General features: G+C 64.1%; 10 protein-coding genes and 1 pseudogene. 5 read left to right on the forward strand and 6 right to left on the reverse strand.

Annotated features, from left to right (window positions below; genetic code table 11):
- Positions 1–57 precede the first annotated feature (57 nt).
- Positions 58–498 (reverse strand): copper chaperone PCu(A)C, encoded by a 441-nt coding sequence (locus OKC41_RS15075; RefSeq protein ID WP_201895098.1) that lies wholly within the window; start codon positions 496–498, stop codon positions 58–60.
- An 89-nt stretch (positions 499–587) separates the two neighbouring features.
- On the opposite strand from OKC41_RS15075, the gene OKC41_RS15080 reads away from it, so the two are divergent.
- Positions 588–1,337: an enoyl-CoA hydratase-related protein gene (locus OKC41_RS15080; protein WP_201895097.1), complete on the forward strand. Its 750-nt coding sequence runs from the start codon at positions 588–590 to the stop codon at positions 1,335–1,337.
- Between the two features lie 2 nt (positions 1,338–1,339).
- Here the strand turns inward: OKC41_RS15080 and OKC41_RS15085 are convergent, their stop codons facing one another.
- Together OKC41_RS15085 and OKC41_RS15090 are read right to left on the reverse strand one after the other, a co-directional pair.
- Positions 1,340–1,768 carry a DUF2753 family protein gene (locus OKC41_RS15085; RefSeq protein ID WP_039039476.1) on the reverse strand — a complete coding sequence of 143 codons (429 nt, stop codon included), beginning with the start codon at positions 1,766–1,768 and terminating at the stop codon, positions 1,340–1,342.
- A gap of 85 nt (positions 1,769–1,853) precedes the next feature.
- On the reverse strand, positions 1,854–2,561 hold the full coding sequence (locus tag OKC41_RS15090; protein ID WP_201895096.1) for a ParB-like protein: 708 nt from the start codon (positions 2,559–2,561) through the stop codon (positions 1,854–1,856).
- A 174-nt stretch (positions 2,562–2,735) separates the two neighbouring features.
- On the opposite strand from OKC41_RS15090, the gene OKC41_RS15095 reads away from it, so the two are divergent.
- From OKC41_RS15095 to OKC41_RS15105, 3 genes are all read left to right on the forward strand, one after another.
- On the forward strand, positions 2,736–4,340 hold the full coding sequence (locus tag OKC41_RS15095; RefSeq protein WP_201895095.1) for an ABC transporter substrate-binding protein: 1,605 nt from the start codon (positions 2,736–2,738) through the stop codon (positions 4,338–4,340).
- A gap of 110 nt (positions 4,341–4,450) precedes the next feature.
- Positions 4,451–4,750 carry a hypothetical protein gene (locus tag OKC41_RS15100; RefSeq protein ID WP_010672856.1) on the forward strand — a complete coding sequence of 100 codons (300 nt, stop codon included), beginning with the start codon at positions 4,451–4,453 and terminating at the stop codon, positions 4,748–4,750.
- A 152-nt stretch (positions 4,751–4,902) separates the two neighbouring features.
- On the forward strand, positions 4,903–6,462 hold the full coding sequence (locus tag OKC41_RS15105) for a PAS domain-containing methyl-accepting chemotaxis protein (RefSeq protein ID WP_042864414.1): 1,560 nt from the start codon (positions 4,903–4,905) through the stop codon (positions 6,460–6,462).
- A 96-nt stretch (positions 6,463–6,558) separates the two neighbouring features.
- Here OKC41_RS15105 and OKC41_RS15110 read toward each other — a convergent pair whose 3' ends face one another.
- Together OKC41_RS15110 and tpx are read right to left on the reverse strand one after the other, a co-directional pair.
- Positions 6,559–7,779, reverse strand: a complete 1,221-nt coding sequence (locus OKC41_RS15110; protein ID WP_270672129.1) for a DEAD/DEAH box helicase — start codon at positions 7,777–7,779, stop codon at positions 6,559–6,561.
- Between the two features lie 146 nt (positions 7,780–7,925).
- The gene (gene tpx / locus OKC41_RS15115) at positions 7,926–8,426 is read right to left on the reverse strand and encodes a thiol peroxidase (RefSeq protein ID WP_010672853.1); all 501 of its coding nucleotides are present in this window, start codon (positions 8,424–8,426) and stop codon (positions 7,926–7,928) included.
- Positions 8,427–8,680: 254 nt separating this feature from the next.
- Between tpx and OKC41_RS15120 the strand changes: the two genes are divergently transcribed.
- Positions 8,681–11,104: a zinc/cadmium/mercury/lead-transporting ATPase gene (locus OKC41_RS15120; RefSeq protein WP_270672130.1), complete on the forward strand. Its 2,424-nt coding sequence runs from the start codon at positions 8,681–8,683 to the stop codon at positions 11,102–11,104.
- Positions 11,105–11,297: 193 nt separating this feature from the next.
- Here the strand turns inward: OKC41_RS15120 and pulA are convergent.
- A pseudogene (pulA, locus tag OKC41_RS15125) lies at positions 11,298–14,468 on the reverse strand (pullulanase-type alpha-1,6-glucosidase); the annotation flags it as partial.
- Between the last annotated feature and the right edge of the window lie 75 nt (positions 14,469–14,543).

The raw sequence follows: 14,543 nt of genomic DNA on the forward strand, positions 1-14,543 counted from the left end.
TTTACCCGCTGGGCAAGGAATACCTAGAGTAAAAAGCTGAACAAGCGTCCATAAATGTCAGTGCTTCATCCCTTTCATGGGTTCGACCGGCTTCACGGGCAGGCTCAGTGACAGCGTCTGCCCATCGTCCAGGGTCAGGGTCAGCGGGAAGGGCGTGCCCTGGGCCAGGGTATGGATGTCGAACAACATGATGTGCAGGCTGCCGGGCTTGAGCACGGCCTCCCCCTTGGCCGGGATCTCGATGCTCTCCACCTGGCGCATCTTCATGACGCCGTTCTCGTGCAAATGGGTGTGCAGCTCGACACGGCCCGCCTCAGGGGACGTACCCGCCACCAGTTTCACCGGTTTGTCCCCATCGTTCCTGAGCACCATGAACGCCGCCGTGTTCGGCGAGCCAGGGGGCAGCAGGCGCACATAACCATCGACCGCGTCGACCTTGGCCAGGGCCGGGGCGGCCAGAAGCAGTGCCATGGTGGAATAAAACGCACGTTTAAACATGGTTGAAATCCTTTTATGATGTTGTTAAACGAGACAAAGCTTACCCCTGTGGCAAGCTTTTGACAGCCCCCGACAACAAGGATTCAGACATGGCCCTCACAATTCTGGCCGAACAGCAGGACGGCTTGCTCACCCTGACCTTCAATCGACCGGAAAAGCGCAATGCCCTCAACACGGAGACGTATCTGGCGCTGACCGACGCACTGCGCCAGGCCGCCCGGGACGAAGAGGTCCATGTGCTGCTGTTGCAGGGCCAGGCGGAGTGCTTCACCGCCGGCAACGATCTGGCCGACTTTGTTGGCAAGCACGCCCTTGAGCCGGACGATCCCATCCTGCAATTTCTGCACACCCTGGCGGACTTCCCCAAACCGGTGATCGCCGCCGTGGGCGGCCCGGCAGTCGGCATCGGCACTACCCTGCTGCTGCACTGCGACCTGGTCTATCTGGCTGACAACGCCCGGCTGCAGCTGCCTTTCGTCGAGCTGGGACTGGTGCCGGAGTTTGCCGCCAGCCTGCTGCTGCCACGCGCCGTCGGTCACCTCAAGGCGGCGGAGCTGTTGCTGCTGGCAGAGGCCATCGATGGGGAAGAGGCGCTGCGTCTCGGGCTCGCCAACCGGGTGCTGGCCCCGGCGGACCTGCTCCCCTTCGCTCGGGAGCAAGGGCTGAAACTGGCGGCCAAGCCGCCGATGGCGCTCCAGAAGAGCAAGGCGCTGCTCAAGCAGGAGCTCAAACAGGCGGTGCATTTCGTCATCGACCTGGAAGCGCGCGCCTTCGCCCAGGCCCTGCAAGGGGAAGAGGCGCAAAACCGCATCGCCAGCAAGCTGCAAAAACGGCGCTGAACTCAGTTGAGACGGAACCGGCCTATCAGCTCACAGCCCTGCACCCTGTCCTGCACCTGGATAAGCCGGGCAATCTCCGGATTGGGGTGGCGCTTCAAGAAGGAGAGCAGGGCGGCGCGGCAGCAGCCCAGCTCGCTGATGAGAGATTCGCACGCCCGGTTGGGGCACTGGGGCACCAGGGCAGTGACCAGCTCGGAGGCGAGCTTGAGGTAGCGCAGTTCATAGGCGGGCTCTTCCATGGCACGCCAGAAGTCGGCCATGCGGTGACAGGTGGCGACCCGCATGCTGGCCAGTTCGTCCAGATCCCCGGAGGCCAGCTCATACACTTCCCCCAGGGCCTGCTGATAGAGGCAGATCGCCGTGCCCAGAGCCCCCATGCCAAGGGCGTTCTCCGCCTCCAGCATGTAACGTTGCCAGTTCTGATGTTCCATGTTCCTCTCCTTTGCCGACACGAGTGGAGTTTGTATCATGGCCAATCGAGAACAAATATCAACCAGACCCTTTGTGCAGGATCCCTCAACCCGCCGTTCTGGGCTGATTGACGCGACACTGCTTGCCGGGGTAACCAGGCAGATCCGACGCCTTGCTGCTGCACGCCAGCCGTTTGGCTTCGGCGAGGCGATCCGCGAGGTTGACCTCATCGATCGGCTGCCAGGCCATCTGCTGGCCGAGCCAGCTGGCCCAGGCAAACTCGACGAAGTAGACCTGCTCCTTCTTGCTGAAGTAGCCCGCATCCTGCAACAGCCCCGCCAGGGTGCGGTAGGGGTAATCCGGCAATTCACCGATATGGCCGGGCAACTGCTCGGGAGTCAGGGGTTGACCCCGTTCATCCTTGAGCCAGGCCCAGTGGTTGTTCTGCATCTGGCTCCAGAAATTGGCCCTGTCCTGTAACCGTGCAATCACCTTGACCCTGACCTGCTTCACCCCCTGCTGCCACAGCGCCTTGGTCAGATGGTGCCTGTCCACCAGCCAGTAACCCCCATCCGGCGCGATGACGATGGGGATCTCTTTCTTTTTCATCAGCTTGTCGAGCTGCTTCTCGCTCTTGTCCGCCAGCTCCCGGGCAGTGGTATCCACCTGCAACTGCCCCACGCCGCCCTGGGTGGGGTGCAGCGCCTCTATGTTCACCTCGCACCAGCTTCCCACCGGGCTGCTCTTCTCGCACGGGGACAACGCCCAGGCGCCCTGGCTCAGCACGCAGGCCAACAAGATCCATGCTCTCATCATTCTCTCCTTTTCCTGGCGCTCACGGCGCCCCTTCGTTGACAGCCGCATCGGATATCAATGGGACTCATGCTGGCGGTCTGACCAGCAAAGGGGATATCATGATTTCCCATCTGCCGGCGATGCATTCTCGCCGAGTTTTCTCCCCGCTTCACACATTTTGAAGGATTCACCATGAAAGGATGGAGCCCCCTGCTGGCCCTGCTGGGCTGTGCCTGCGTCCAGGCTGCCGATGTGCCGCCCGGTACCCCACTCGCCGCCGAACAGGCCGTCGTCCGTCATCTCAAGGATGAACCGGCGAGCCTGAGCCCTCTCAAGCTGGTGGGACTGCCGGAGCTGCAGGTCCTCAGAGACCTTTACGAAGGGCTGCTGACCCAGGGGCCGGACGGCAAGGTGCTGCCCGGGGTGGCATCCCGCTGGGACAACGAGGGGAACCAGACATTCACCTTCCACCTGAGGCCGGATGCCCGCTGGTCCAACGGCGACCCCGTGCGCGCCGCCGACTTCGTCTATGGTTGGCGCAAGCTGGTTGACCCCAGGGAAGCCGCCACTTTCGCCTGGTTCGCCCAGCTTGCCCGCTTCGACAAGGTGGACGACATAGTGGCAGGCAGGCTGGCCCCCGATGCGCTCGGGGTGGAGGCCGTCGATGACCATACCCTGAAGGTGACCCTCTCCCAGCCGGTGCCCTATTTCCTGAGCCTGCTGACCCACCCCAGCCTGTCGCCCCTGCACCAGGCCAGCATGGAGCAATATGGCAACCAGTGGACCCAGCCCGGCAAGCTGGTGGGCAACGGCGCCTTCGTGTTGAGTCACCGGGTGGTGAACGAGAAACTGGAGCTGACGCCCAATCCCTACTACTGGGATCGCGCCCACACGGTGCTGACCCGCGTCACCTTCGTGCCCATCAACCAGGAGAGCGCGGCCACCCACCGCTATCTGGCCGGGGATCTGCACATCACCGAATCCTTCCCCAAGGAGCAGTACCAGAGCCTGATGGCCCAGATCCCGGGGGAGGTCTATACCCCGGAACAGCTCGGCACCTACTACTACGCCTTCAACACCCAGCGCCCGCCCCTCAATGATGTACGGGTTCGCCAGGCGCTCTCCTACACCATCGACAGGGGCCTGATTGCCGACAAGGTGCTGGGCACCGGGGAGAAACCGGCCTACCACTTCACCCCGGACGTGACCGCCGGCTTCGACCCCAAGCCCAATCTGCTCTCCACCAGCAGTCAGCAAGCGCTGGACGAGCGTGCCAGAGCCCTGCTGAAAGAAGCGGGCTACGGCCCAAGCAATCCCCTCAGGCTGACCCTGCTCTACAACACGGCGGAAATTCACAAGAAGATGGCGCTGGCCATCGCCAACCTGTGGAAACAGAAGCTGGGGGCCCGGGTCGAGCTCACCAACCAGGAGTGGAAAACCTATCTCGACAGCCGTCAAAGCGGCCAGTTCGAGGTGATCCGCTCCTCCTGGGTCGCCGATTACAACGACCCCTCCGCCTTCCTCGGGCTCTGGGGATCGGGCCACAGCGGCAACATGGCCCGGTTCGCCAACCCGGCTTACGACAAGCTGCTGGCGCAGGCGGCCAACAGTCAGGATCCCGCAGAGCGGGCCCACCTGTTCGATGAGGCCGAGGCCATCTTGCAGAAGGAGGCCCCCATCGCCCCCATCTACCAGTACACCAATGCCCGGCTCATCAAGCCCTGGCTCAAGGGGTATCCCATCAACAACCCGGAAGACGTGGCCTACAGCCGTCAGCTCTACCTCGTCAAACACTGAGTCCTGGGAGGGGTCGGGACATCTGACCCCTCCTGACACTGTTCCTGTTCAAGTTCCCGGCATAAAATGCCGCCTCTTTTCATTCATCAACCCCGTGATCCGATCCTGCCATGCGTGCTCTGCTCCTGATTGCCCTGTTTGTTGCCCTTCCCGCCAAGGCCGCCGATGAAACCGAATGCCGCCAGGCCTTCCTCGAATGGATGTTGAGCCAGCAGAAGCAGTTCAGCGACCGCAAGGCCAGCAAGATGGAGCGGCGCAATGCCGAACGAGCCATCGATCAGGCCCGGGATGCCTTCGCCAAGCAGGAGAGTTTCTGCCAGGCCATGGCCTGGGTCGCCAGCGCAGAAGACAATGACCCCCGCTTCAAACCGAGGACGGGGGAGATCCACGACTTCACTCCCCGCGGCTGAGCCCGCCATCTACGACTTTTTTCAGCCTTTCCCGTGTTGATTTATTGACCCAAGCCAAGGTGGTGTAACAGTCCGCATCTACAATGACGCCGTAACAATCACAAAAATAAAAAATAACTTTATCAGTTACTTGGCTCATTCAGGATGCGCACATGACCACAACCCGGCACGAAGGGGAGATCCGTTTCCCCGATCACATCTCACTGATCTCGACCACGGATCCCGCCAGTCACATCACCTATGCCAACCAGCACTTTTGCGATGTGGCGGGCTACAGCGCGACCGAAATGGAAGGGGAGCCCCACAATCTGGTCCGCCACCCCGACATGCCCAAGGCCGCGTTCGCCGACATGTGGCGCCGCCTGCAACAAGGCAAGAGCTGGATGGGGCTGGTAAAAAACCGCGCCAAGAGTGGTCAGTTCTACTGGGTCAACGCCTACGTCACGCCGATCCTCAACGATCAGCAGCAGATCATCGAATACCAGTCTGTCCGCACCCGTCCCCAGGATCACGACATCGCCTGGGCAGAGCAGCTCTATGCCCGGATCCGTGACGGCAAGGCACTGCCCTGGCTGACCCGGCTGACCCTGGAGCCCGGGCAGCTGTGTCTGCTGCTCTCTGGCACCGCCCTGCTCGGCATGGGGGCCAGTCTGGTCACCGGCCAGCCGGGGTGGGGAGTCATCACCCTGCTCTGCTTGCTGGCCCAGATGGGACATGGCTGGCATCTGCAACGGCGGCTGGCCAGGCTGCTGGCCATGGCGGGCGAGGAGCAGGGCAGCGCCCTTTGCCAGGTACTCTATGCCAGGCGTCAGGACAGCCTGGCCGCCCTTGAACTGCTGCTGCGCATGAAGAAGGCGGAGCTGCGCGCCGTGGTGGGTCGCAGCGCGGACACCAACCAGCAGATCCTGCAGGCGGCGGAAGATGACAGGGGGCATATCCAGACCATAGACACTCACCTGCAACAGCAGCGGGCCCAGAGCGAGCAACTGGCGGCGGCCATCACCCAGATGAGCCAGTCCATCCGCGATGTGGCTGACAATGCCCACCAGGCCAATGCGCTGGTGGGCGAGGTCCAGCAGGTGTCCGCCAGTGGTCAGCAGGCGCTGGCCACCACCCGGGATTCGGTCGACAGGCTTCATCAGGAGCTGGACGCCAGCCAGGGCGTGCTGGCGCGCCTGACCCAGGACAGCCAGAAGATCAACGGCATTCTGGAGGTGATCGGGCAGATTGCGGATCAGACCAACCTGCTCTCCCTCAATGCGGCCATCGAGGCAGCACGGGCCGGTGAACAGGGGCGCGGCTTTGCGGTGGTGGCCGACGAGATACGGGCCTTGGCCCAGAAGACCCGCAGCTCCACCGGCGAGATAAGCGACATGATAGGGGCGCTGCAACAGAGTACCCGGCAACTGTCCGATGGCATGGAGCAGGGGGCCCAGACATCAGTGCTCTGTCAGCAGCACATGGGGGCCACCGCCGAGGTGCTCGACCAGATCAACCGGATGCTGGCCCGGGTGACCCACACCAGCGACGAGATAGCCCAGGCGGTGAGCCAGCAGGCGGATGTCACCAGCACCCTGGATCAGGGGATCCACCAGATCCACCAACTGGCGAGCCACACCGCGGACAACAGCCGTCAAGCCCTCGATGGCATCACCCTGCTGGTGGAGCGGCTGCAAAACCTCTCCCGCCTGATCAACCAGTTCCACGACTGACCCCCTTGCCGTGTAGTTTGGCGCGCCCCCGGGCGCGCTGCCGATCTCTCCTCTCCTTCACGACGACAGGCTCCCGCCGGGGGCAAGAAGTCCGTCTCAGGATTTGCCCTTGAACTGCTTGATGCTGCGCTTGCCCTGGGTGCGACGGTTCGCCTGCTTGTCTCTTGGCGCCCGTTTGCTCTCCCCGCTGGCGGGTTTGTCGGTCACCGGGAAACCTGCCAGCGCCGCCAGGGGCAGGGGCCGACCGGTCAGGGCCCGGATCCCCTCGAGCGCGTCCCCATCCCCGTGGCAAGTAAGGGAGATGGCCAGACCGCTCTGTCCGGCACGGGCGGTACGACCGATACGATGCACGTAGACGGGGGCATGGTCCGGCAGATCCAGATTGATCACCACCGGCAATGCCTCCACGTGGATGCCGCGCGCCATCAGGTCCGTGGCCACCAGCACCCGCACCCTGCCCTCCTTGAAATCCGCCAGCGCCTGCTCCCGCGTGGCCTGATCCTTGTTTCCGTGCAGGACCGCCACCGTCATGCCAGCCCTGGCGAGTTTCTTGGCCACCCCGTCCGCGTCGTCCCTGGCACTGATGAAGACCAGCACCTGGGGCCACTCTCCGGCCTCCAGCAGGGCGATCAGCGCAGGCACCTTGCTGCTCCTGTTGACCAGATAGAGCCGCTCCTCGATGTCGCTCACCAGGCTGTTGAGCGGCTCGGCCTCGATGCGCACCGGATCCTGCAGCAGGCCCGAGGCCAGGCTCTCCAGTTCGATCGGCAAGGTGGCGGAGAAGAGCATCTGCTGCCGCGCCTCCGGCATTGCCTTCATCAGCCACTGGATATCGGGCCAGAACCCCATCTCCAGCAGGCGATCCGCTTCATCCAGCACCAGCATGCGCAGGGCACCCAGCCCCAGCGTCTGCTGGGCCAGCAAGTCCCGCAACCGTCCGGGGGTCGCCACCAGCAGTTGGGGGCCGAGAGCCAGTTCCCGCTCCTGCCACTCCTGGGCCACCCCGCCACACAGGGTCAGGAGACGCACCCCCAACCCGTCTGCAATCTCCTGCAGGGCGGCGCTCACCTGGCTTGCCAGCTCCCGGGTGGGGACCAGTACCAATCCCTGTACCCGATCACTGGCTGCGTCCAGCCTCTGCAGCAGCGGCAGGCCGAATGCCAGGGTCTTGCCACTGCCGGTCCTGGCCAGGGCAAGCAGATCCCGTCCTGACAAGGCTGCAGGAATGGCTAGCTGCTGAATGGGGGTCGGTTTTTCCAGCGCTGCGGGCAGCAGGCGCAACAGGGCGGGGGCAAGGGCGAGTTCGTCAAACGTCATGGGGATCGCAGATACAGGCTGAACGAGGATGTGGAGGCGAAGTCTAGCCAGACCCACCCCATAAGTAAAAGGTTCGGGAGCGCAATAAAAACGGCCTGCCCCGTGTGAACGGGGCAGGCCGTCAGGCAATCAGCCTGTGACGCGACTTACAGAACGGCCAGGGCGGCGGCGTAGTTCGGCTCGTCGGCGACTTCGGCCACCAGCTCGCTGTGCAGCACCTTGTCGTGCTCATCCAGTACCACGATGGCACGGGCAGCCAGACCCACCAGCGGGCCGGAGGAGAAGGCCACGCCGTAGTCCTGCAGGAAGGAGACACCGCGCAGGGTGGAGAGGTTCACCACCTTGTCCAGACCCTCGGCGCCGCAGAAACGGGCCTGGGCGAACGGCAGGTCGGCAGAGATGCACAGCACGACGGTGTTGTTCAGGGCGCTTGCCTGCTCGTTGAACTTGCGCACGGAAGTGGCGCAGGTCGGGGTGTCGACGCTCGGGAAGATGTTCAGGATCTTGCGCTTGCCGGCGAAGGTCGCCAGGGTCGCATCGGACAGATCGCCAGCAACCAGGGAGAAGGGCTTGGCCTGCTCACCGGCAACGGGGAAGTGGCCGGAGACGGAGACGGGGTTGCCTTGCAGAGTGACGGTATTGCTCATGTTAGGTCCTTGATGATTGATGTGGGATCCAGGGTCCCCAGTATAGGCCCGCCACGGGATGACAAACACCCGCTAATGAAAGGGATTTGGCATCCCTTTGCGTCCCTCCTGCTCCAGTGGCAGATCAGCGGCCACTGTCATGGCCCCGGACAAAGAGAAGAAGAGGGCTTGACCTTGGACTTTACACCAAGGTTTACACTCGACGCAGTCATTCAGGATCCCGCAGGGGCGGGATCCCTCAAGAGGAACGCATCATGAGCAAATCCTGCTGCAGCCATCAACACGCCGCCGCCCCCATCAAGGCCGTCAGCAAGGCCGCCACCCCACAGGCCGGGCACAGCCACACCAGCCACTGCTGCGACAACGGGGCACAGGCCAGTGGCGTCGCCAACCCGACCCGCCACGATCATCAGGGGCAAAGTGGCGCAGACGGCCCGGGTGATGAAGAGCCCCCCAGAGGCGCTTGCGCCACCGACACAGCCCACGACCACGATCATCATGAGCAGGGGCACGAGCACGCCCACACGACCGCCGCGACCGAGCCGCCGCTGACGACCCCCGAGCAGAACAGCCGCCGCCATAGCTGGCAGGTGCTGGGCATGGATTGTCCCAGCTGTGCCCGCAAGATAGAGACCGCCGTCAGCCGGGTGGAGGGCGTACAACAGGCTCGGGTGCTGTTTGCCACCGAGAAGCTGGTGGTGGATCTGGCCCCCGGCCTCTCCTCCGATCCCGTCACCGCCGCCGTGCTGGCCGCCGGCTTCCAGCTCAAAGGAGGCGCTCAGAACACGGCTCGCAGCGAACCGGGCCGCAGCCCGCAGATGCAGAGGGTCAGTAACCTGCTCGGCAAATACTGGCAGCCCCTGTCGCTGGCCGGCCTGATGGGGGTGGCGGCCCTGTTGCCGGCCCAGCTAGGTCAGCCGCTCTTTACCCTGGCCACCCTCTGGGGGCTGTGGCCCGTCGCCCGCAAGGCGTGGGCACTGATCAGAAGCGGCTCCCCCTTCGCCATCGAGACCCTGATGACGGTCGCCGCCGTGGGGGCCCTCTTCCTCGGCGAAACCGCCGAAGCGGCCATGGTGCTGCTGCTGTTCATGCTGGGGGAACATCTGGAAGCCTATGCCGCCGGCCGCGCCCGCGCCGGGGTCACCGCCCTGATGGCGCTGGTGCCCGACAAGGCGCTGCGCATCCGTACCCCTGCCGAGGGCGAGGTACGGGAAGAAGTCGCTGCCGACCAGCTGCGCCCCGGTGACATCATCGAAATCGCCCCGGGTGCCCGCCTGGCCGCCGATGCCCGCCTGCTCGACCCCCTCGGCGCCTTTGACGAGAGCGCCCTGACCGGCGAATCCATCCCGGTGGAGCGCCGCCGGGGTGACAAGGTCCCCGCCGGCAGTCTGGCGGCGGATCGGGTGCTGCGCCTTGAGGTGGTGTCCGAACCCGGCAACAACGCCATCGACCGCATCCTGCATCTCATCGAGGAGGCCGAGACCCAGCGCGCCCCCATCGAGCGTTTCATCGACCGCTTCAGTCGCTGGTATACCCCGGCCATGATGCTGGTCGCCCTGCTGGTGGTGCTGGTACCGCCGCTCGCCTTCGGCCAGAGCTGGGACGAGTGGGTCTATCGCGGGCTGGCACTGCTGCTCATCGGTTGCCCCTGCGCCCTGGTCATCTCCACCCCGGCGGCGGTCACCTCGGCACTGGCGGCAGCCACCCGCCAGGGGGCCCTCATCAAGGGGGGCGCCGCGCTGGAGCGCCTCGCCCACATCAATACCCTGGCCTTCGACAAGACCGGCACCCTGACCCTGGGCAAGCCGCAACTGACCGAACTGGTGAGCCTCAATGGCCAGCCTGAGGCCGACCTGCTGGCGCTGGCGGCGGCCATCGAACAGGGCTCCCACCACCCGCTGGCCCGCGCCGTGGTGACGGCGGCCAGCGAACGGGGCCTCAACCTCGCCGCCGCCCAGGATCTGCGCGCCCTGCCCGGCATGGGGGTAGAGGGTCGCATCAACGGTACCCTCTGGCAGTTGCTGGCACCGAGCCGGGTCGCCACCCTGGATGCGGCGATGCAGGCCCGGGTCGCCACCCTGGAGCAGCAAGGCAAGACAGTGGTGGTGCTCGGTCAGCCCGACGCCACCCCGGCCGCCCTGCTGGCCCTGCGCGACCAGATCCGCCCCGAGGCGGCTGCGGCGCTGCAAGAGCTGAGCGAGCTTGGTCTCAAGAGCATCATGCTGACCGGCGACAACCCCCGCGCCGCCGAGGCGATCGCCACCGAGCTCGGCATGGGCTGGCGCGCCGGCCTGCTGCCGGAGGGCAAGGTCGATGAGATCGCCAAGCTCGGTCTGACGCAAAAGGTCGCGATGATCGGCGACGGCATCAACGACGCCCCGGCCATGAAGCGGGCCAGCATCGGCATCGCCATGGGAGGCGGCACCGACGTGGCGCTGGAGACCGCCGATGCGGCCCTGACCCACAACCAGCTCGGCGGGGTTGCCGCCATGATCCGGCTCTCCCGCGCGGCGCTGGCCAACATCCACCAGAACATCGCGCTGGCGCTGGGGCTCAAGGCCATCTTCCTGGTCACCAGCCTGCTCGGCATCACCGGCCTGTGGATTGCGGTGCTGGCCGACACCGGCGCCACCGCCCTGGTCACCGCCAACGCCCTGCGCCTGCTGCGAAAACGCTAGGCCGACCGTTAACGGTACAACCAACAGCCGCCCCAACGGGGCGGCTTTTTTATTGCCTCGCCCACAGCAAAGAAAAAGCGCGGCTGCCGGTCGGCAGTCGCGCTTTGCTTACTCTCTCGGTGTTATCCCGCCCTTGGCGAGGCGGAATTCAACCCGGGGCTGCCGAGCCAACCCCGGGCTCGATGGGAAAGACTTACTTGGCGCTGCACTCCTGGATGATGACGCTGCCCACCTCGCCGGAAGTCTGAGTCGGGTCAACCTTCACCAGGAAGCTCCACAGACCCTGTTCCAGTGTGATGCTGTTGTTGCCCATGCCACCGTCGCCGTGCTGGAGCGGGTAAACCTGCTCGGGCTCCAGTGCGATCAGGGTGCCACCGGCATCCTTCACGAAGAACTGCTTGCTCCAGTTGACATCGTCGTTGGCAAACTTGAAGTCAAAGCTGCCCGCGTAGTTGAAGGCGGCCTGGTAGATGGCGAGGTTGCCTTCCATCCCCTTGTAGCTCAGCTGGTAGGCCGGCTGGGCGTTCCAGTCGCTCAGACTGCCGCGCACATAGAGCGGGAAGCCGAGCGGATTGCCCGCGACGGTATCCAGCACCTTGCAGCTCTGCGCCGGTTCGGTGTAGCTGACGCTCAGGGTGGGCTTGTCCTTGTTCATGGCGGTGAAGACAAACTTGTAGGTGCCAGCCTTCTCCACGTTGAACGGCAGATCCCCGCCATTGGCACAGAGCGTATTGACCTGGCCGGTCGCAAGCTGGTCGGTATCGCTGCACTTGCCGTAATTGACGGGGCCGCTCCACTCGTTGCCAGCGATCTTCACCTGGGTCGACCCCAGCTGATCCGCCGTCACCTCGGTGGTGAACTCATAGGTGAAGTTGCCACTGAAGTTCATCTTGTTGACCGGATCCCACTGATTCAGGAAACCGCGCACGAACACCTCGGTGTCACCGAAGGGAGGCAGGGTGCTCAGATCCGTCTTCTTGCTCACCGGCAGCCCCGCACCCTGGGCACCGCTCTGCGGCTTGACGAACACTGCCGCCGACCAGGCGCCAAGGGTCAGCTGACCGCTGTCATTGGCCGCCCCGCTGGCGATGCTGTCGGAGTCACGGTGGGCACCGCTCAGGACCATGCCGGTCAGATCGATGGGCTGATCCTTGCCGTCACGGAAATCGCCGATGCTCTGGGGCTGATTGGTGGCGTTGATCATCACCACCAGGCCGTCGATGGCCGGATCCAGATCCGCACCGGCGCCCACCCCGTCATCCACACTCATCACGATGAGACCCGGGATCTGCTCAGGGCCGGTGTTGCGGAAGTCGACCCGCTTGATCACCTCGGCGCCGCTGCCAAGACGCAGCAGACGAGAGGATTGACGCAGTTCGGAGAGCTCCTGGTAGAAGTTCACCATCTGATGCATCTCGGCCGAACCCGGCTTGGCGTGCTGGCCGAGCACCTGCTCGATCAGCTCGTAGTTGGCCTCGTCCTTGTCCTTGCGCGGCAAGCCCTTGTCGAAGTTGTTGTCGCCAAGGGTGTAATCGACCCGGTTGTACCAGTCACCGGAGTCGTAGCTGTCCCGCTCCATGGACTTGGAGCGCAGCAGTTCGACACCCGCGTGGGTGAAAGGAAGGCCCTGACCCAGCATGGCAGTCGCCAGAGAGACCCCCTGCATCCGCACCAGGTCGGCCCCGGCGGGTGCCTTGTACACCAGGTTGTCGAACAGGGTCTGGTTGTCGTGCTTGTCGACATAGTTCTGGATTTCGGTCGGATCCTGGGCATAGCCCGCCGGTTGACCGTTGTAGTCGATGTCGGAGCCTTTCTTCGGAATGCCGTCCTTGTCGGTCAGCACGAACTCCTTGAGGTTACCCGCCATGCCGAGGCGCACCAGATCGGACTGATGCAGGGCGGTGGCGAGATCGACGCCGTCCAGCTCGTTGGCATCCACCAGGGCGCCGTTGCCAAAGCCCTGGGTCTTGCGAATGGCTTCGCCGCCGTCGAACGGGCTGCCGCCGCGCACCGCATCACGCAGCCGGTCGGAGAAGGAGCCGATGCCGGTACCGGCCAGGTGCTTCTGGGTCGCCTGCACGAACCGCTTGTCATCCTGCACCTCGCCGAAGTTCCACCCCTCGCCGTAGAAGTACATGTCCGGATTGACCTTCTTCACCTCGGCCAGGGCCTGCACCATCTGATCTTTCGGGTGATGGCCCATGAGGTCGAAGCGGAAGGCATCGATCTTGTAGTCCCGTGCCCAGGTGACCAGGGAGTCATCCATCAGCTTGGCGAACATGGCGTGTTCCGGCGCCGTGTTGGAGCAGCAGGTGGAGTTTTCCACCGAACCGGTCTCCGGATTGAGGCGCTGGTAGTACCAGGGCACAATCTTGTCGAGCACGGATTTGGAACCGAGACCCGCTTCGTTGGTGTGGTTGTAGACCACGTCCATCACCACGTTCATGCCGATGTTCTGCTTGATGGCCTGCACCATCTCGCGGAACTCCTTGATCCGGGTCGTCCCCTCCGCATTGGTGGCGTAGGAGCCTTCCGGGGTGGTGTAGTGGTAGGGGTCATAGCCCCAGTTGAAGGAGTCCACCCCGCGCAGATAGCCGTACAGCTCCTGCACCACGGGGTTCTCCTTGCTGTCGCTGGCTTGCAGATCACCGAGCACGGCTTCGATGGTCTCGCCGCCACCACAGTGGCTGGCAAACCTGGAGTTCTTGACCTCGGGATTGACCTCGCACAGCTTGCTGAAGTCATCGCCGATGTTGGCCACCTTGGCCGGATCCTCGTTGACGGTGGCGATGTCGAACACCGGCAGCAGGTGCAGGTGGCTGACGCCGCTCTTGGCCAGGGATTTCAAGTGGGTGACGGGCACGCTGTCGCTGTCGGTCAGCCCGAGGAACTTGCCGCGGTGCTCCACCGGCGTCGACTCGTCGTTGCCGGTCAGATCCCGGACGTGGGCCTCATAGATGGTGATGTCGGCGGGGTTCTTCTGGCTGTGGGGCGCCTTGAGGCTGTCCCAGCCTTCCGGCTTGAGGGCCGGATCGTCGAGATCCACCACCTGGCTGAACTCGGAGTTCATCGCCAGGCTCAAGGAGTAGGGGTCGGTCACCTGATAGGATTCCAGCTTGCGGCTGACCGGGTGATAGACCTGGATATCGTAGCGGTAGTATTTGCCGACAAGATCGCTGCCCCCCTGCACGCTCCAACTGCCGCTGGCCTCGTCCAGGGTCATGGCGCGCTCGCCAAGCGACTTGTGCTGCTCGTCGAACAGCGCCAGCTTGACCGACTTGGCGGTCGGCGCCCAGAGCCGGAAGGTGACATTGCCTCCCTCCACCACGGCGCCGTAGGCCAGCTTGGTGGCCGCCTCGCTGTAATACCAATCGGATTAAACATTAGGTCAGTTTTATCCAATCTCGGCTACAAAGTGACATCACCCGCTCCACATCGG

The sequence above is a fragment of the Aeromonas sp. QDB17 genome, from assembly GCF_027705305.1.
Classification (GTDB): domain Bacteria; phylum Pseudomonadota; class Gammaproteobacteria; order Enterobacterales; family Aeromonadaceae; genus Aeromonas; species Aeromonas caviae.